15 protein-coding genes are annotated in these 17,663 nt (G+C 61.8%); 4 read left to right on the plus strand and 11 right to left on the minus strand.

Going from position 1 to position 17,663, the window contains the following annotated elements; genetic code table 11:
* Positions 1 to 59: 59 nt before the first annotated feature.
* The 7 genes from KJP28_RS08425 to glpD are packed head-to-tail and all read right to left on the minus strand — an operon-like array spanning position 60 to position 6,198.
* A complete protein-coding gene (locus KJP28_RS08425) occupies positions 60 to 332 on the minus strand; it encodes a DUF2160 domain-containing protein (RefSeq protein ID WP_218392116.1) in 273 nt (90 codons plus the stop codon).
* 14 nt (positions 333 to 346) lie between these two features.
* Positions 347 to 676, minus strand: coding sequence for an SH3 domain-containing protein (locus KJP28_RS08430; protein ID WP_255552279.1), 330 nt, complete (start codon positions 674 to 676; stop codon positions 347 to 349).
* Positions 676 to 1,539: a carbohydrate ABC transporter permease gene (locus KJP28_RS08435; RefSeq protein ID WP_218392117.1), complete on the minus strand. Its 864-nt coding sequence runs from the start codon at positions 1,537 to 1,539 to the stop codon at positions 676 to 678. The genes KJP28_RS08430 and KJP28_RS08435 overlap by 1 nt, the downstream gene beginning before the upstream one ends.
* Position 1,540: 1 nt before the next feature.
* Entirely contained in the window at positions 1,541 to 2,410 is an 870-nt protein-coding gene (locus KJP28_RS08440; protein ID WP_218392118.1) for a carbohydrate ABC transporter permease, read from the minus strand.
* Positions 2,410 to 3,486, minus strand: coding sequence for an ABC transporter ATP-binding protein (locus KJP28_RS08445; protein ID WP_218392119.1), 1,077 nt, complete (start codon positions 3,484 to 3,486; stop codon positions 2,410 to 2,412). Before KJP28_RS08445 ends, KJP28_RS08440 begins: the two co-directional genes overlap by 1 nt.
* Before the next feature lie 11 nt (positions 3,487 to 3,497).
* Positions 3,498 to 4,586 (minus strand): ABC transporter ATP-binding protein, encoded by a 1,089-nt coding sequence (locus KJP28_RS08450; RefSeq protein ID WP_218392120.1) that lies wholly within the window; start codon positions 4,584 to 4,586, stop codon positions 3,498 to 3,500.
* A 13-nt stretch (positions 4,587 to 4,599) separates the two neighbouring features.
* Positions 4,600 to 6,198: a glycerol-3-phosphate dehydrogenase gene (gene glpD / locus KJP28_RS08455; protein ID WP_218392121.1), complete on the minus strand. Its 1,599-nt coding sequence runs from the start codon at positions 6,196 to 6,198 to the stop codon at positions 4,600 to 4,602.
* 220 nt (positions 6,199 to 6,418) lie between these two features.
* Here glpD and KJP28_RS08460 point away from each other — a divergent pair, with 220 nt between their 5' ends.
* Complete coding sequence (locus tag KJP28_RS08460) at positions 6,419 to 7,177, plus strand: DeoR/GlpR family DNA-binding transcription regulator (protein ID WP_218392122.1); 759 nt, start codon at positions 6,419 to 6,421, stop codon at positions 7,175 to 7,177.
* Here the strand turns inward: KJP28_RS08460 and KJP28_RS08465 are convergent.
* Entirely contained in the window at positions 7,174 to 7,641 is a 468-nt protein-coding gene (locus KJP28_RS08465; RefSeq protein WP_218392123.1) for an Lrp/AsnC family transcriptional regulator, read from the minus strand. The genes KJP28_RS08460 and KJP28_RS08465 overlap by 4 nt on opposite strands.
* A gap of 125 nt (positions 7,642 to 7,766) precedes the next feature.
* On the opposite strand from KJP28_RS08465, the gene KJP28_RS08470 reads away from it, so the two are divergent.
* A complete protein-coding gene (locus KJP28_RS08470) occupies positions 7,767 to 9,398 on the plus strand; it encodes a thiamine pyrophosphate-binding protein (RefSeq protein ID WP_218392124.1) in 1,632 nt (543 codons plus the stop codon).
* Here the strand turns inward: KJP28_RS08470 and KJP28_RS08475 are convergent.
* Positions 9,395 to 11,953: a CheR family methyltransferase gene (locus tag KJP28_RS08475; RefSeq protein ID WP_336245318.1), complete on the minus strand. Its 2,559-nt coding sequence runs from the start codon at positions 11,951 to 11,953 to the stop codon at positions 9,395 to 9,397. The two genes, KJP28_RS08470 and KJP28_RS08475, sit on opposite strands and share 4 nt — an antisense overlap.
* Before the next feature lie 159 nt (positions 11,954 to 12,112).
* Between KJP28_RS08475 and KJP28_RS08480 the strand changes: the two genes are divergently transcribed.
* Entirely contained in the window at positions 12,113 to 12,487 is a 375-nt protein-coding gene (locus tag KJP28_RS08480) for a response regulator (protein WP_218392125.1), read from the plus strand.
* On the plus strand, positions 12,484 to 14,817 hold the full coding sequence (locus KJP28_RS08485; protein ID WP_218392126.1) for an ATP-binding protein: 2,334 nt from the start codon (positions 12,484 to 12,486) through the stop codon (positions 14,815 to 14,817). Before KJP28_RS08480 ends, KJP28_RS08485 begins: the two co-directional genes overlap by 4 nt.
* A gap of 6 nt (positions 14,818 to 14,823) precedes the next feature.
* Here the strand turns inward: KJP28_RS08485 and KJP28_RS08490 are convergent, their stop codons facing one another.
* Positions 14,824 to 16,611, minus strand: a complete 1,788-nt coding sequence (locus tag KJP28_RS08490; protein ID WP_218392127.1) for a putative bifunctional diguanylate cyclase/phosphodiesterase — start codon at positions 16,609 to 16,611, stop codon at positions 14,824 to 14,826.
* A 247-nt stretch (positions 16,612 to 16,858) separates the two neighbouring features.
* The gene (gene gph, locus KJP28_RS08495; protein ID WP_336245319.1) at positions 16,859 to 17,515 is read right to left on the minus strand and encodes a phosphoglycolate phosphatase; all 657 of its coding nucleotides are present in this window, start codon (positions 17,513 to 17,515) and stop codon (positions 16,859 to 16,861) included.
* Positions 17,516 to 17,663 lie beyond the last annotated feature (148 nt).

The raw sequence follows: 17,663 nt of genomic DNA on the forward strand, positions 1-17,663 counted from the left end.
TTTACGAGGGCTTGAAACGAATGGCCGGGCGCCTCTTCTCCCGACCAGGGCGCACTTGCCTACACCCAGCGAAACACTGCTGCGGCGTAGATAAGACAAACGATAAGGGCGTATGGCTGGTTCGCCCCCACGATCCCGAGCCAGGCCAGGTTGATGAAGGCCGAGCCGAGCAGGGTGATGAAAAGCCGGTCGCCGCGCGTGGTTTCGATCCGAAGCACGCCCTTGCGCGGCATTTCGGGGAATTTCACGGCGAGCACCGAGAAGATGAAAAGCAGCGACGCGATGACGATGAAGAAGATCGCCGTCGGCCAGGTCCATGCCATCCAGTCCATGTCTCTCTCCTTCCTTACGGGTAAAATTCGCACCAGGCGTCGTAGATCCATCCGCGAAACTTGGCTTCTTTTCCGTCGAGCGCGCCGTTCTCCACATACAGCCAGCGACCGTTGTCCGAGCCGTAGACGAAGGCGGCGTCACCATTATGAAGGCTTCCGATTTGCGCGTGTTCCGTGCCCGGACCTGCGCGCAATGCGAGAAACCCGTCGCCATTCGGGTCAAGACCTTTGACCAGACAGCCGGTGTCTGTCGGGCCGTGGTTCTGCGGCATGACGATGGTTTGTGCTGTCGCCGACGCGGTGAAAGCGCCGAGCATGGCCAGTGGGATGAACGCTCTGCGCATCACACCCTCCCCAGGGCAAAGCCCTTGGCGATGTAGTTGCGCACGAACCAGATGACGAGCGCACCGGGCACGATGGTCAGGATCCCGGCCGCCGCCAACACGCCCCAGTCGATGCCCGACGCGCCCTGCGTGCGGGTCATGATCGCGGCGATGGGTTTGGCGTCCACGGTGGTCAGCGTGCGGCTGAGCAGAAGCTCGACCCACGAGAACATGAAGCAGAAGAACGCCGCGACCCCGATGCCGGAAGCGATCAGCGGCATGAAGATCTTCACGAAAAACCGCCCGAAGCTGTAACCGTCGATATAGGCGGTCTCGTCGATCTCCTTCGGCACGCCGCGCATGAACCCTTCGAGGATCCAGACCGCCAGCGGCACGTTGAACAGGCAATGCGCCAGTGCCACCGCGATATGCGTGTCGAACAGCCCGACCGAACTGTAGAGCTGGAAGAAGGGCAGGGCGAAGACCGCGGGCGGGGCCATGCGGTTCGTGAGCAGCCAGAAGAACAGGTGCTTGTCGCCCATGAAGTGATAGCGGCTGAACGCATAGGCCGCAGGCAGCGCGACGGTGAGCGAAATGACCGTGTTCATCACCACGTAGATCAGCGAATTGACATAGCCCATGTACCACGCCGGATCGGTCAGGATCGTCGCGTAATTCGCGAAGGTCAGCTGGTTCGGAACCAGCGTGAAATCGTTCAGGATCTCGGTGTTGGTCTTCAGGCTCATGTTGAGCAGCCAGTAGATCGGCAGCATGAGGAAGATCAGGTAGGCCGCCATGACCAGAGCGCTCTTGTTCACGCGCACACGGCGGGCAGCGCGGGCGCTCTGGGTCGGCAGGGTGTCGGCGGCGGTTGCGTCGCTCATCTCACATGCCCTTTTTGTCGAGGTTGGTCATGACGGTGTAGAACACCCATGAAATCAGCAGGATCACGAGGAAATACATGATCGAGAACGCGGCGGCGGGGCCGAGGTCGAACTGTCCCAGCGCCATTTTCACGAGGTCGATGGACAGAAGCGTCGTGGCATTGCCGGGGCCACCTCCGGTGACGACGAACGGCTCGGTGTAGATCATGAAGCTGTCCATGAACCTGAGCAGCACGGCGATCATCAGAACGCCCATCATCTTGGGCAACTCGATGAAGCGGAACACCTTCCACCGGCTCGCTTGGTCGATCTTGGCGGCCTGATAATACGCATCCGGGATCGACTTCAGCCCGGCATAGGCCAGAAGCGCGACGAGCGAGGTCCAGTGCCACACATCCATCACGATGATCGTGACCCAGGCGGCGAACGTGTCCTGCGTGTAATTGTAATCGACACCGATGAGGTCGAGCGTGTAGCCCAGAAGCCCGATATCGACCCGTCCGAAAATCTGCCAGATCGTGCCGACCACGTTCCACGGGATCAGAAGCGGAAGTGACATGACCACGAGGCAGAAGGATGCCCAGAACCCGCTCTTGGGCATGTTCAGCGCCACGAAGATGCCCAGCGGCACTTCGATCAACAAGATTATTCCGGAGAACATGAGCTGCCGCCCAAGCGCATCCCACATCCGGTCCGAAGCCAGCATCTCCTCGAACCATTCAAGCCCGGCCCAGAAGAACTCGTTCTGTCCGAAGGTGTCCTGCACCGAGTAATTGACCACGGTCATCAGCGGGATCACCGCCGAGAAGGCGACGAGGATCAGAACTGGAAGGACCAGGAACCAGGCCTTGTGATTGACGGTCTTGTCCATTACGCGGCCTCCCCTTCGACGCGCCAGTCGTTGGCATAGACGTTGACATGTTTGGCGTCGAAGGTGACGCGGTTCATGTCGGCGGAAACGGGGTCGTCCTCGCCCGCGATGATGTTGATGTCATGGCCGAAGAAATTGGCCCGGATGATCTTGTGCCGCCCCACGTCCTCGACCCTTCGCACCTTGACCGGCAGCCCGTCGGACTGGCTCAGCCGCGCGAATTCGGGCCGCACGCCGATCTCGACCTTGCCGTCGAGCGGCCCGTAGCCCCGGGCAAGCTCCACCGAAGAGCCGTCGATATAGGCGGTGCGCCCCTCGACCTTGGCCGGGATCACGTTCATGCCGGGCGACCCGATGAAGTAACCGACGAAGGTGTGCTCGGGGCGTTCGAACAATTCGTCCGGCGTGCCGATCTGCACGACGCGGCCCTCGTACATGACCACCACCTTGTCGGCGAATGTCAGCGCCTCGGTCTGGTCGTGGGTGACATAGATCATCGTGTGGCCGAAATCGTGGTGCAGCTTCTTCAACTGCGTGCGCAGTTCCCACTTCATATGCGGGTCGATCACCGTCAGCGGCTCGTCGAATAAAAGCGCGTTCACGTCCTTGCGCACCATCCCGCGCCCCAGGCTGATCTTCTGCTTGGCATCCGCCGTCAGCCCGCGCGCCTTGCGATTCAGCATGTCTTCCATGCCGATCATCCGCGCAATCTCCTGCACACGTTCCGCGACGTATTTTTCGTCGCGCCCTCGGTTGCGCAGCGGGAAGGCGAGGTTATCGCGCACGCTCATCGTGTCGTAGACCACCGGGAACTGGAACACCTGCGCGATCGAACGTTGGGCAGTCGGCGCATGGGTCACGTCCACATCGTCGAAGAGGATGCGCCCCCGCGACGGCTGCAACAGGCCCGAAATGATGTTGAGAAGCGTGGTCTTGCCACAGCCGGACGACCCCAGAAGCGCATAGGCCGCGCCGTCCTCCCAGACGTGGTTCAGCTCCTTCAGCGCAAAATCGTCCTCCGACTTCGGGTTCGGCAGGTAGGAATGGGCGAGGTTGTCGAGCGTGATCTTGGCCATGATATCCTCCCTTATGCCGCGACCGCATAGGCGGCGGGGGCGACAAGGTCGCCGGTTTCGCTGAAGACATAGACATGCCTCGGGTCGAGCCAGACCGAGAGCGGCGCGTCGATGGTCAGATCGTTGACCCCATGAATCACGCCGACCCACCGCTCGCCGTGATGGTCGAGATGGATGAACGTCTCGGACCCGGTCAGTTCCGTCACGCTGAGCGTGGTCTTGAACTCCATCGCGTCGTCCGTGTGCTTGCCGATCTCGAGGTGGTTGGGCCGGAACCCGGCCGTGTAGCGCCCGTCCGAAAGCTCGGCCAGCTTGCCGACTGCCCTGGCGCTCTGACCGTCCCCGAACATGATCTTGCTGCCGGTCTTTGAGATTTGCAGGAAATTCATCGGCGGATCCGAGAACACCCGCGCCGTGGTCGCATCGACCGGCTGGCGATAGACGGCGGGGGTCGGCCCGAACTGCGTCACGCGGCCCTCCCACAGCGTCGCGGTATTGCCTCCGAGCAAGAGCGCCTCTTCCGGCTCCGTCGTCGCGTAGACAAAAATCGAGCCCGATTCCTCGAAAATCTTGGGGATTTCGACGCGCAATTCCTCGCGCAGCTTGTAGTCGAGGTTCGCGAGCGGTTCGTCGAGCAGGACGAGCCCCGCGTTCTTCACCAGCGCTCGCGCGAGCGCACAGCGTTGCTGCTGGCCGCCAGACAGTTCCAACGGCTTGCGGTCGAGCATCGGGGCAAGCTGCATCAGCTCCGCCGCCTCACGTACCCGCCGGTCGATCTCGGCCTTGTCCACACCCAGAAGCCGCATGGGCGAGGCGATGTTGTCGTAAACGCTCATCGAGGGGTAGTTGATGAATTGCTGATAGACCATCGCGACCTTGCGATCCTGCACCCGCATCCCCGTCACGTCCTCGCCGTGCCAGATCACCTGTCCCGCCGTCGGCACGTCCAGCCCCGCCATCAGCCGCATGATCGAGGTCTTGCCGGACGACGTCGGCCCCAGCAGCACGTTCATCGTGCCGTTCTCCAACGTCAGATCGGTGGGGTGGATATGCACCTGCCCCTCGACGATCTTGGACACGCCTTTCAGTTCCAGCGTCATTCAGGTCCTCCTCCTACTCCGCCGCGGCCCGGACAGAGGGACGGCGCTCGGCCATCCAGTCTTCGATTGCGTCGATCTCGGCCTGCGTCAGCCGAAGCCCGAGCTTGTTGCGCCGCCACACCACGTCCTCGGCGGTGCGGGCGAATTCGTGGGTCATGAGCCAGCTCAGCTCGGCCTCTGTCAGCGTCGCGCCGAAATCCCGGCCAAGGTCGGCGGCGCTTTTCGCATCCCCCAAGAGTCGCGGCGCGTCCGTGCCATAGGCGCGGATCAGCCGCTTCGCCCAGAACGCCGTCAGGAATGGATAATCCTCGCCAAGCGCGTCGATCCTCGCGTCCACCGCATCCACCGCGAAGTCACCGCCGGGCAGGGAGGCGCCTGCCGTCCACGGGCCGGACTTGGCGGGCACATGCGCTCCGATCTTCTCAAGCGCACTTTCCGCCAGCCGCCGATAGGTCGTGATCTTCCCGCCGAAGACGTTGAGCACGGGCGCACCGCCCGCCGCATCGACCTTCAGCGTGTAATCCCGCGTCGCCGCCGTCGCGCTGCGCGCGCCGTCATCATAAAGCGGGCGCACCCCGGAATAGGTCCAGACGATATCGTCCTCGGAAATATCCTCGGCCAAGTACTGGTTGGCGAAGTCGATCAGGTAGCGTTGCTCGTCCGGTGTGCAGACCGGGGACTGCGACGGGTCTTCATGTTCCGCATCGGTGGTGCCGATCAGTGTGAAATCGGTTTCATAGGGAATGGCGAAGATGATCCGCCCATCGGTGCCCTGAAAGAAATAGCATTTGTCGTGATCGAACAGCCGCTTCGTCACGATATGTGAGCCGCGCACCAGCCGCACGCCCTCCGAGGAGTTGAGCCGCACCTTGGTCTGGATGATATCCCCGACCCACGGCCCGCCCGCATTCACCAGCATCCGGGCGAAATGAACCACCCGCTCGCCGTTTTCGGTATTGCGCGTTTCAATTCGCCACAGATCGCCCTCGCGCTCGGCCTTCTCGACCTGCGTGCGCGTCAGGATCTCCGCCCCCCGGTCGGCCGCATCACGGGCGTTGAGCACCACGAGACGCGAATCCTCGACCCAGCAATCCGAGTATTCATAGGCTTTCTCGAACCGATCCTCGAGCGGCACGCCTTCTGGAGTGTCCGTGAGCGACAACGTCCGTGTTGGCGGAAGGATCTTTCGCCCGCCCAGATGGTCGTAGAGAAACAGGCCGAGCCGAATGAGCCAGGCCGGACGACGCCCCTTCATCCAGGGCATCACCGCACTCAGGATACGCGACATCGGCGTGCTCGCCTCGAACCGCATATCCTTATGATAAGGCAGGACAAATCTCATCGGCCACGAGATGTGCGGCATGTTGCGCAGCAGCACCTCGCGCTCGATCAACGCTTCACGCACGAGGCGCACCTCGAAATACTCGAGATAGCGCAGCCCGCCATGAAAGAGTTTCGTCGACGCGGACGAGGTTGCGGAGGCCAGATCGTTCATCTCGGCAAGGATGACCGAGAGGCCACGGCCCGCCGCATCCCGGGCGATGCCGCATCCGTTGATGCCGCCCCCGATGATGAAAAGGTCCGATACCTCTTTCTGATGAGCATCGCTCATCCGACTCCTCCCGTCTGTCCGCGCAGACTTTATGCCACCGGTGAAATTTTACGCAAGCAATTTGTTTTCGTTTTTGTTCGTTTTGGTGTAGAAGCCTGAAAAGAAGGCGTTTGGCAAGCGTGACAAACCGCCGTTTTGCGCGAAACCGCGCCTTCAGTTATGAGACACTTCCAAGCACCGCCGGGCGGTCGCTCCCGATACCCAAAGAACCGAACCGCTCATGTCCCAGTCTTTCCGCCATCCCGAGATCCTTGAAATCGCCCGCCGTGACGGGTTGGTGACCGTAGAAGGTCTCGCCGCGCATTTCGGCGTGACGCTTCAGACCATCCGCCGCGACCTTTCGGACCTTGCCGATGCGGGGCGGCTCGAACGGGTGCATGGCGGTGCAGTCCTGCCCTCGGGCACGACCAATATCGGGTATGAAGAACGCCGCGCGCTCAACACCGACGCAAAGTCCGCCATCGCGCGCGCCTGCGCCAAGCGGATTCCCGGCGACATGTCGATCTTCCTCAATATCGGGACCAGCACCGAGGCGGTCGCGCGTGAGCTTCTGCACCACGAACACCTCATGGTGGTGACCAACAATATGAACGTGGCGAATATCCTCGTCGCCAACCCCTCCTGCGAGGTGGTCGTGACCGGCGGGCACCTGCGCCGCGCGGACGGGGGGCTGATCGGGAACCTCGCGACGGAAACCATTCGGAAATTCAAGTTCGACCTCGCCGTGATCGGCTGTTCGGCGATGGACGATGATGGCGACATCCTCGACTTCGATATTCAGGAGGTGAGCGTCAGCCAGTCGATCCTCGCCCAGTCCCGGCGCACCTTCCTCGTCGCCGACCACTCGAAGTTCAAACGAAGCGCACCCGCACGGATCGCCTCGCTGTCCGACGTGGACGCGTTCTTCACGGACCGGCCCCTGAGCGCCGACCTCACCGCATCCTGCGAGGCCTGGGGAACGGAAGTCGTAATCGCCTAAAGGCCAGACAGGTCGAGCGTCTCGCGGTCCTTCATCGTCTTGAGCACGATTTCCGAGCGCACCTGACTCACCCTCGGGTCTGGCAGCAACTTGGAGTGGACGAAATCCGCAAAGGCGTCGAGATCGCGAACCCGGATGTCGAGGATGTAATCCGCATCGCCCGATACCGAAAAGGCCGACGCGACCTCCGGCGCACGTTCGAGGAACGCGGCGAAGTCGTTGTTCGGGTCGTGCGCATGGTCCTTGAGGTTCACCCGCACCATCGCCCTTAGCCCCAATCCTAATTTCCCCGCGTCGAGCCGCGCCGCGTACCCCTTGATCAACCCTGCGGCCTCCAATGCAGCGCGACGGCGTGAACATTGCGACGCCGACAGGTTCACGACCTCTGACAGAGCCGCGTTGGTCATGGCACCGTCCCGCTGCAATGCGTTCAATATCGCGCGGTCGAACTCATCTATGCGCATTCTGTGCGCCTCGCTCATGTTTCATGCGTGTTCTGCGCCATTTCACCCGGTTTCGCGTGAAGAATGCAAGCCTTTCGCATCTCTCTTGCGTCATACTGGCACAAAGCGAACGGGAGAAATCTGTCATGTCCGATGATAAAAAATACGTCTATCAATCCATCGCGCAGGCCGTGTGCGACCATGAGGTCGAGACAATGTTCGGTCTCATGGGCGACGCAAACCTCTTCATGGTCGATCATTTCGTGCGTGGCTGCGGTGGTGATTTCGTGCCGGCCGCGCATGAGGGCAGTTCGGTGCTCATGGCGCTCGCCTACAGCCATGTGAAGGGCAAGATGGGCGTGGCGACGATCACCCACGGTCCCGCGCTCACCAACACCGTGACGGCCCTTGCCGAAGGTGCACGCGCGCAGATCCCGATGGTGCTGCTGGCGGGCGACACGGCCGTGTCCGATCCTCAGAACCTGCAAAACATCGACCAGCGCGAAGTGGTGAAAGTCACCGGGGCAGGGTTCGAGCAGATGCGCTCCATCGAAACCGTGTCGCGTGATGTGGCGCGCGCCTTCTACCGCGCCCGCGTGGAGCGCCGCCCCATCGTGCTCAACATGCCCGCCGACTTCATGTGGCAGGAGGCCGCGCCCTACGAGAAGGTGTTGCACCATGTCTTCCGCACCCCGGCGATCGTGCCGGAAGGCGAGGCGTTCGACAACGCGCTCGGCATGATTGCGTCGGCCAAACGCCCGGTCGTGCTGGCAGGGGGCGGTGCGACCCACGCCCGCGATCAGCTTGTCCGGCTGGCCGAACGGATGCAGGCGCCGCTGGCGACCACGCTCAAGGCCAAGGGGTTGTTCAACGATCAGCCTTACAACATGGACATTTTCGGCACCCTGTCGACACCCGCAGCGTATGAAGCCATCGACAAGGCCGATTGCATCATCTGCTTCGGCACCTCGCTGCACCATTTCACCACCGACAAGGGCAAGTTGATGAAGGGCAAGCGCGTCGTGCTCGTGAACGACCAGCCGTCTGAGGTCGGGCGCAACTACCACCCAGACGCCGCCCTCATCGCAGACGCCGCGTTGACGGCGGACAACATCGTTTACTGGCTGGACGAGGCGGAAATCCCGCCCACCGGCTTCACCGACGAACTCGACGGCCCGACGCTGACCGAGCATCCCCTGGGCCGTCCGGGTGATGTGGCGGAGGGCTGCGTGCCCTTCGTCCATGCGCTCGACCGTCTTGAAGAAGTGCTGCCCAAGGACCGCGTGCTCACCACCGATGGCGGGCGCTTCATGACCGAGGTCTGGTGCCGCATCTCCGCTCCGCACCCGAGGCGGTTTCTTGTAAACGTCAATTTCGGCTCGATCGGGCTGGGGCTACAGGAAGCGATCGGTGCGGGCTTTGCAGAGCCGGACAAGCCGGTGATCCACTTCACCGGCGATGGCGGCTTCATGATGGGCGGGGTCAACGAATTCAACACGGCCGTGCGCCTGAACCGCGACCTGATCGTAATCGTCTGCAACGACAGCGCCTACGGCGCCGAACACATCCAGTTCGTCGACAAGAAGATGGACCCGGGGCTTTCGATGTTCGAATGGCCGTCCTTCGCCGCGCTCGGCACGGCGCTGGGTGGGCAGGGGCTTCTCGTGAAATCCGAGGCCGATCTGGACGACGCGATCAAGGCGATTGAAAACCGCGACCGCCCGATCCTCATCGAGCTGAGCCTCGATCCCGATGACGTGCCACGTATGCGGACCTAAGCCTCGCCCAGTTCGTGAAAGATCAGGAACACGCCGCTCGCCGCCCCGTTTGCTGCGGTCTCCACGACCGGCATCGCTTCGACCCGCAGGCGCGTGTGGTTGTGAACGCCTTCGGTGGAGGCCGCCACGCCGTTTTCAAGCGAATCGCGCGCGAATTTCGGCAGGTCTACAAAATCGAGCCGCGGGCCGACCACGTCGAGCTTGCGGTTCACGTCATGCGCCTCGAGCTGGAACCGCTGCGCGACGAGATCCGAGAACCGCTTCATCCTGCTGTCCTGATCGACGAACACGATTCCCAGACGCAGCCCTTTGAACAGATGTTCGGTTTCACGGTTGAGGGCCGAGAGAAGCTCGATCTTCTGCTCGTGTTCCGACGAGACCGTGACGAGTTCCTCGTTCACCGCATGCAGTTCCTCGTTGGAGCTTTGCAATTCCTCGTTCGACGCCTGAAGTTCTTCGTTCGAGGCCTGCAATTCCTCGTTCGACGCCTGCAATTCCTCGCCCGACGCTTCAAGTCGCTCGGTCACGTGTTGCAGCGTCTCTTCGGTGAGTTTCAGGTCCCGCTCCAGCTCGTGAATACGCCGGGACATGAGCGACACATCCTCCGCCCCAACGCCTTCCGCTGACCGTGGCTCTGCCGCCCGGGCCTCTTCGCCGCTGCCTGCAAGCCGTATCCGCACCAGAAGGAGCTGAGGTTTGTGAACCTGATCGAGAGGTTCGAACGTCAGCGTGCAACCCTGTATCTTGCCTTTCCCAAGATCGACGTCGACCTGGCGCGAAAAGGCCTCGATCCCGCCCGACCGCAGTTTCTCCAGCGCCAGGTTGATGACGAAATGCAGGTCCGAATGGACGATGTCTTCGACCGTCCATTCCGCCATGTGGTTTCGCGTGTCGATGAAAGTGCTCGCAGTGCCGAACCAGCTCAGGACCTCGGAATTCGAATTCACGAGGATCGAAGACGGCGCATAGGATTTCAGCAGCGCGTCGTAGGCCCGGACAAGAGCTTCCCGCCCCCGCATTTCGGCGAACTCACGCAAGGCGGGGGGCACCGACTTTTCTTCGCGGGCGGCCGCGAAATCAGGCAACGGGCGTTGCACCCTGTTCCCGATACGCTCCGGCAGCATCGAGCGGTCGAAGATCCGCCGCGAACTCGCCTTGCGGAACAGCCGCCACCGGCTGTTGATGACCTTGAACTCGTCCTCGTAACGGCCCAGCGTCTCGGACGGACCCAGCAGGATCGTCCCGTCCTTCTTCAAGCCGAACAGGAACATGGAGATAACACGCGCCTGCGCCTCACCGCGAAGGTAGATCAGGAGATTCTGGCAGGACACAAGGTCGAGGTCCAGAAATGGCGGGTCGGTGAGAACGTCATGGACAGAGAAAATGATTTTCTTGCGCAGCGCCGGGACGATCGAGAATCCGTCTCCGTCCGGCACGAAGTATTTTTCCCGTTTCTCGGCGGGGACGGCGCGCACCGCGTCGGCGGAATAGTAGCCCCGCGAGGCGATGTCTACCGAGTGCCGGTGCACATCCGTCGCCATGATACGGAAGCCCCGCAATGATCCGGCGTTCTCCATGGCCTCGTTGATTTCCATGGCGAGCGTATAGGCCTCTTCACCGCTCGCGCAGCCTGCAACCCAGACCCGGATCGGTCCTGTCTCTTCGTCATCTCGTGCCAGTCGGTCGAACACCTGCTGTCGCAGGATTTCGATGGAATCCGGTTCGCGGTAAAACTTCGTCACGCCGATCAGAAGATCCTGGAAAAGCTCGTCCACGGCGGCAGGTTCTCGCCGCAGCAGGTCGAGGTATTCTTCACCCGTGGTCAGGCCACGCAGGTGCTGCCGCCGGGTGATGCGGCGTTGCACGTTGATCTCCTTGTAGGGCGTGAAGTCGAGGTGGTGCTGCTGTTCGAGGATGCTCAGGATCGAACGGTTGATCCCGAGATCCGCCACCCGGCCGAGATCGACGTTGCGATGACCGGTTTCAAAGATCTTGGCGATCACCAGCGCCATGTCCTTCACGTCGACGATATGATCCACGGCGCCCGTGGCCAGAACCGACCGCGGCATCGAAGGGAACTCCGCTTGCGCAGGCGTCTGGACCAGCACCGCGCCACCGGCGGAATGCAAGAGTTGCGCACCCGATGCGCCGTCGGAGCCGGACCCGGACAGGATGACGGCAGCCGTCTGCTCACCGGGGCGTTGGGCCAACGACCCGAACAGGCTGTCGATCGGCAGATGCAAAGACGAGCCGCCGGGGTCGAATGTCTCGGTCCTGAACATGCCGTCCTCCAGGACCGTCTTCGTGTTCGGACGATTGAGAAAAATGGTATCCGGCGCGATTTCCACACCGTCGTCGATGTGTCGGATCACAAGGTCAGTGCGTCGCGCGAGCAGCTCGTCCATCATGGAACGATAATCCGGCGATAGGTGTTGGATCACCACGTAACACCAGCCCTTGTCGGTAGGCGCTTTCGCAAAGAACGCTTCCAGCGGTTCCAGTCCGCCAGCCGACGCTCCGATGGCAACGATCGGTATGCCGTTCTTTTGGTCCACGCGCCGCTGTTCGGCTCTTGAAACGTCGTCAGCTGTCGCCTTGCCAGACGTCTTTGATGTGCGTTGGCTTTCCGATTTGCCCACGGCGGTCCCCAGTGTTTTCTTAACTGCCCGGAGAGTATCACATAGAATGAACCAGACAACCGAAGGGAGAGCGCTATGGCCAGAATTCTTATCGCGGATGACGATTCGGACTACCTCGCAGCCTTCAGAAAAGGCATCGCGGCGCTTGGGCACGAGGTCGAGACGGCAACTGGCGGCGACGCTGCGGTGGCAAGAATTCAGACGGATTCCAAGGGCTTCGACGTCGTGTTTCTCGATTTCGTCATGGCTGACGGCGGTGGCCTGAGCACATTGCACAAGATCGCCGACCTCGCCCCCGACACGCCGATCGTGGTGATCACCGGGCGCGCCGAAATGGTTGATTCTCCGCTCTTCCAAAAAGGAATGCGGCGCGCCAGACTGCGACTCAGCAAGACCACGAAACTCCATGAATTCGACAAGATTATTAATGACTTACTTGAAATCGAATGATACAGGCTGAACGCCAGATAGCGCCGCTGGAACGGCGTTTTGAAGATCGTTTCACGCAAGACAGGTTCCTTCGGCGCTCTGCCATTACGTTCACGATCATCACCCTCTTCATAGCGGGGTCGGTGTTGGTCGAAGGGTGGTTTCTGGGCCACGACGTCTTCGTGCGCCTGTTTCCCGGTTTTGCCGCAATGGTTCCGTCAACGGCGACAAGCCTCGCGGTGCTGTCCGCCGTGCAGCTTCTTCGACTGACCGGTCAGGATCGCATACAACCTTTGGTGTCATGGGCCGCAGTTGGCGTGGCGGTCTTCGCCATCGTCAATCTGGGGATTTCTGCCGCTCAGATCGGGTCGATAGACTTGCGTTCGGACCGCATGTCGCTTGCAACGGCATTCGGTCTCGTGCTGGTCGCGGCCACCCAGGTCAGCCATCATCTGGGTCCACGCGCCGCATGGGTCGGCACGCTTCTGGCGACCGTGGGTCTGTTCCTGGCGAGTGTCGCTTTGGTCGGCTACCTCTTCGACGCGGCAAGCCTTTACAGCTTTATCCTTCTCTCCGCGACGGCGCTGCATTCGGCGCTGTCGCTCTTTCTGCTCTTTCTGGCGCATCTCGTGGCGACGGCGCGCACCAACTGGCTCAGAAACTTTCTCGGGCGTGGTCCGGGCGCACGTCTCGCGCGGCTTCTGTTGCCTGGGGCGATCCTCATTCCGGCAGGCCTGACCTATGCTGCGGCCTATCTCGTCGATACCGGACAGGCCAGCAGCCTTTTGGTGCGCGGAATGCTGGTGCTCGCCCTCACGGTCGTCCTCCTCGCGGCGCTCGTGACGTTCGCTCGGGTGCGCAACCTGGAACTGGCTCAGTCCCGGCGCGAAATTCTCCGGCTGCGGGACACCCTCGACGCATTGAACGTCGCGGCCTTCGTGTTCGACCATTACGGTCGCGGTCTGTTGATGAACCAGCGCGCAGTCGAACTCGCAGGCCCGTCCGAGCGGCCGGAAGACTGGTTCACCGATGGCAGGTTCTACGCCATCGGCACCTTCGCCCCGCTTCACGGCGCGGCGCATCCCGCCAGCCTGCTCGAAGGCCCACCGCCAGAGGATGCTCTTTATGTCGGGTGGCTCGATATTCACGGCAGGAACCGCTCGCTGCGCTTGTCGGCCCGCCGCCTGACCAGCGAAGAGGGCGCGCTTGACCGCATCATCGTGACCGTCGTGGACGAGACCGAAAGTTGGAACGCGAAAGACGAGATCGCAAAGATCGAACGTCTTGATGCGGCGGGGCAGATCACCGGTGGCGCCGCTCATGAGTTTTCCAACATCCTCGGCGCGATACAGCTGACCGCTGACATGGGCCTGATGAATGCCGAAGGCGCAGCGCGTGAAGGGTTCGAGACCATCGCGCGCGCTTGTGAGCGTGGGGCGCGGATGACCGACCGGTTGCTGCGCCTGTCGCGCGACGGCCTCGGCCTGCCACAAGCCACCGATCTCGTCGAGGCGCTTGCCTCCATCGCCAAGCTCGCCGGCAACATGATGCCCGAAAGCGTCCGCCTGTCCGTAGACCTCCCGCCACACTCACATTACGCCTACGTCGACCCTGCCGATCTCGAAGCCGCATTGCTCAACCTTGCCATCAATGCGCGAAATGCGCTGGTCGCCTCCGGCCAGAGTGGCGAAATCCGGATGGCGTTGACGACGATAGATCGAAAGGCGCTTATTTCGGTCAGTGATGATGGCCCGGGCATGTCACCCGAAACCCTGTCCCGTGCGACGACGCCTTTCTACACCACGCAGGGCGAGGCTGGCGGAAGCGGGCTTGGCCTGTCGCAGGTCGAGGGGTTCGCGCGGCGATCGGGCGGCGACTTCGATCTCAGGTCGAAACTGCGACACGGCACCGAGGCGCGTGTCACGCTCCCGCTGCTCGACCCGGACGACGTCAAGGCGGGCCGCGCCGATCCCGGTCCGGCCGATCTGTCGGGTCTGCGCATCCTCGTGGTCGAGGACGATCCCCAATTCGGTGATGTCCTCCCCGCAAGTCTCGCCGATGTGGGCGCTGACGTCGCCGCATTCACCAACGCCGAAGATGCCCTTGCGTCGTTCGATCCTGCCGCCGTCGACGTGCTCCTGACCGATGTGCGTCTGCCCGGCGGGATGGACGGCATGACATTTGCGAAACACATCCGCGCCCGTGCGCCCGACCTCCCGATCCTGTTCCTGACCGGCTACACCGAAGAGGGGACGACGACGCGCGACGATGTGGGCGGCATCGTGTTGCGCAAGCCCATCAGGTTGTCCATGCTGACGAATGCCATCGACATCCTGCGCACCCGTTTCTAGGCGCGCTCACTCGGCCGCGAAAAACATCTCGAGTGGCGCGGGGCGGTCGAAATGAAACCCCTGGCCAAAATCGCAGCCCATCGCGCGCAAGATCTGCAGGCTTTCACCGGTCTCGATACCTTCGGCCACGATCTTCAGCCCAAGCGCCTTCGCCATGTCGATCAACGCGGCCGGAATTGCGCGAGACACCGGCCTGTCGTCAAGGTCGGTTACAAAGCGGCGGTCGATCTTGATCATGTCGATCGGCCACTCCCGCAAATGAAGCAACCCGCCGAACCCGGTGCCGAAATCGTCCAGCGCCACCTGCGCCCCGCGTGATCGAATTTCGGAGAGGTTCCTGAAAACGGGGCCATATTCCGCGCCGAGCATCGTCGTTTCGGTGACTTCGAAAGTGATGTTTTTCCAATCCAGTCCCGCTTCGTCGATCAGGTGCTGCATCTCGAAGATGAACTCACGCTTGATTAGGTCAGGAGTGCCGAGGTTGATGCTCAGGATTTCGCGCGCCCGGTTCTCCATCGGAACGCGCTCACGAAACCCCGACAGGCTTTTCGACACGATCGCCCGGGTCAGCTTTTCGGCCAACTCGGGTGTCGAGAACACCGACGAGAAATTTTTCGGATGCAAGAGCCCGCGCGCCGGGTCGCTCCAGCGGGCCAGCACCTCGAACCCGTATCTGGTCCCGGTTGCCAAATCCACGATTGGCTGGAAATGCGGCACCAGTTCACCGCGTTTCAAGGCGTCCGAGAACCGGGGCTTCATCAGGGACGCGCTGAAACCATCGTGGTTTTCGGGATCGAACAGCGCAACCTTTCCGGCGTATCCGTTCTTGGCGGCATACAGCGCAGCATCGGCATATTCGAACAATTCGCGAAAAGTCTGCGCCTGCGTCGGAGCGTGCGCACAACCCGCCGACAGCCGTCCCAGCGCCGACTTGCCAAGCCGTGCCGAGGTCCGTTTCACCGCCGCCTCGCAATCCTGCATGATCTCGACGAGATAGCCGTCACTGTGCGCAACGAAAGGGAAAAACGCAGCAAACTCGTCTCCGCCCAGTCGCCCGAGCAACGCTGAACTGGGCAGCGTCCGCCTCAGAGTATCCGCAATCTCGCGCAGATACTGGTCGCCGAACGGATGGCCATAGGTGTCATTGACGTTCTTGAAATTGTCGAGGTCGAAAAGGATCAACGCATGTGGTCTCTCATTATCCTGTAGCGCGTCTTCGCATTTCTGACGGAATGGTGCGCTTGCCAATGCGCGGGTCATCGAGTCGATTTCCGCAAGCCGTGCATAGCGGTCGGCGCGACGTGTGGCGGCCAGCTTGTCGATCTCTGCAATTCGCAGGTCGCGCCAAAGGTCGATGACCTGGGCCAGGTTCACGGCGATCGTGTCGGCAAGATCGGCACGCCCGTCGAGAGCTCCACTTTCGGTCGTCATGGCGACCATGCCAAGGCAGGTGCCCCTCTGCGACACCACGGGCAGCAAAGTGTCCCGTGCCGCATGGGAGCGTCGTCCGGTCTGCGCCTCGGTCGCTGCGTCGTCGGCATTCGGCCCGGTCGTCCGATGCGCCTTTCCGAAAATCGGTGCGGCCCATTTCGTCAGATTATCCAGCGCGGCATCGGATCTGCCCCGGCCAACCTGTCCTAGCGGTGTCCCGATTGCCTCGTCGTAAGGCATGAACACGACCGCCTCTACCGCTCCCATCATCGCGATGTCCAATACATGGCGGACCCGCAGGTTCAGGTCGTCCGACATGGGGGCTTGCGTGTCGCCACCGTCAGAGGGACCGTGGCTGGTCAATCGTGGCGCTCGTGAAATGCTGAAGTGCTGAGGTGCTCATCATCCCGGTCGTCAAAATCCATGCGTGGCATGCTCGCTACGATCATCCAAAAACCCTGAACGAAGGCTGACACCTCCGTGACGCACAACCCCGCGTCGCCTGAACGAGCCTTCCGCGTGTCAAGCATCGCATGAAAACCCGCTTAGGTTGAGTATTGCACCATAGCTGAAAGCCCGTCAACATTCACGACCGTCTCTGCCCCTCGTGTCAGCCGAAACACTGCGTTTCAATCAACCGCGGCAGATCATCGAACGCCGAGAACGCTGCGGCTTTCTTCAACGCTTCCGCCGGCGATTTCCGGTAGCCTTCGGTGAACAGGATGAATGGCACCCCGAGGTTCGTTGCCGTCAATGCGTCGATCTCGCTATCGCCGACAAAGATACCCCGACCGCCAAGCGAATCGAACGCGGCCGCGAGCGGCGCGGGATCCGGCTTTTTCACGGAAAGATCGTCCCCTCCGACGATGACGCTCATCTGTTCGGCAAGATCGAACCGTGTCAGTACGTCGAGCGCCGGTCCTCTGGGCTTGTTCGTGCAGACCCCAAGCGCATGACCACGGGCTGCGAGCCGGTTCAGTGCGTCCGCGACGCCGGGATAGACCTCGCTCTCGATCCCGTTGACGGCGCTGTAGGCGATTGAAATTTCGGCAAAAAGCCTTTCTTTCTCGCTTTCGGCAAGCCCACGCGCAACACGCACGCGTTCGCACAGAGCGGGAAGGCCGTTCCCGATCATCGCGATCACCTCGTCCATCGGGAAGAACGGCAGACCCCGCATCGCCATGACCTCATTCACACCGCACCGAATGTCAGGCGCACTGTGAATAAGCGTGCCGTCCAGGTCGAAGACGATAGGAACGGCACTCACGCGGATACCCACTTGACGAAACGCGCCGTCGGCGCGTCGCCGACCTCGCGAAAGGCGCCACCCCGTTCCAACTTTGCAGGCGAGGCGAGGGGCCGCGCTCGGAATTTGAAACCGCAGGCAGGTGGTCGAACAGTCATGATTTTCTCTT

This window comes from Maritimibacter dapengensis (assembly GCF_019218265.1).
GTDB classification, from domain to species: domain Bacteria; phylum Pseudomonadota; class Alphaproteobacteria; order Rhodobacterales; family Rhodobacteraceae; genus Maritimibacter; species Maritimibacter dapengensis.

Excerpts from the sequence above, each read along its gene's own strand:
- KJP28_RS08425 (WP_218392116.1), bottom strand. The coding sequence starts at position 332 with ATGGACTGGATGGCATGGACCTGGCCGACGGCGATCTTCTTCATCGTC.
- KJP28_RS08430 (WP_255552279.1), bottom strand. The coding sequence starts at position 676 with ATGCGCAGAGCGTTCATCCCACTGGCCATGCTCGGCGCTTTCACCGCG.
- KJP28_RS08435 (WP_218392117.1), bottom strand. The coding sequence starts at position 1,539 with ATGAGCGACGCAACCGCCGCCGACACCCTGCCGACCCAGAGCGCCCGC.
- KJP28_RS08440 (WP_218392118.1), bottom strand. The coding sequence starts at position 2,410 with ATGGACAAGACCGTCAATCACAAGGCCTGGTTCCTGGTCCTTCCAGTT.
- KJP28_RS08445 (WP_218392119.1), bottom strand. The coding sequence starts at position 3,486 with ATGGCCAAGATCACGCTCGACAACCTCGCCCATTCCTACCTGCCGAAC.
- KJP28_RS08450 (WP_218392120.1), bottom strand. The coding sequence starts at position 4,586 with ATGACGCTGGAACTGAAAGGCGTGTCCAAGATCGTCGAGGGGCAGGTG.
- glpD (WP_218392121.1), bottom strand. The coding sequence starts at position 6,198 with ATGAGCGATGCTCATCAGAAAGAGGTATCGGACCTTTTCATCATCGGG.
- KJP28_RS08460 (WP_218392122.1), top strand. The coding sequence starts at position 6,419 with ATGTCCCAGTCTTTCCGCCATCCCGAGATCCTTGAAATCGCCCGCCGT.
- KJP28_RS08465 (WP_218392123.1), bottom strand. The coding sequence starts at position 7,641 with ATGCGCATAGATGAGTTCGACCGCGCGATATTGAACGCATTGCAGCGG.
- KJP28_RS08470 (WP_218392124.1), top strand. The coding sequence starts at position 7,767 with ATGTCCGATGATAAAAAATACGTCTATCAATCCATCGCGCAGGCCGTG.
- KJP28_RS08480 (WP_218392125.1), top strand. The coding sequence starts at position 12,113 with ATGGCCAGAATTCTTATCGCGGATGACGATTCGGACTACCTCGCAGCC.
- KJP28_RS08485 (WP_218392126.1), top strand. The coding sequence starts at position 12,484 with ATGATACAGGCTGAACGCCAGATAGCGCCGCTGGAACGGCGTTTTGAA.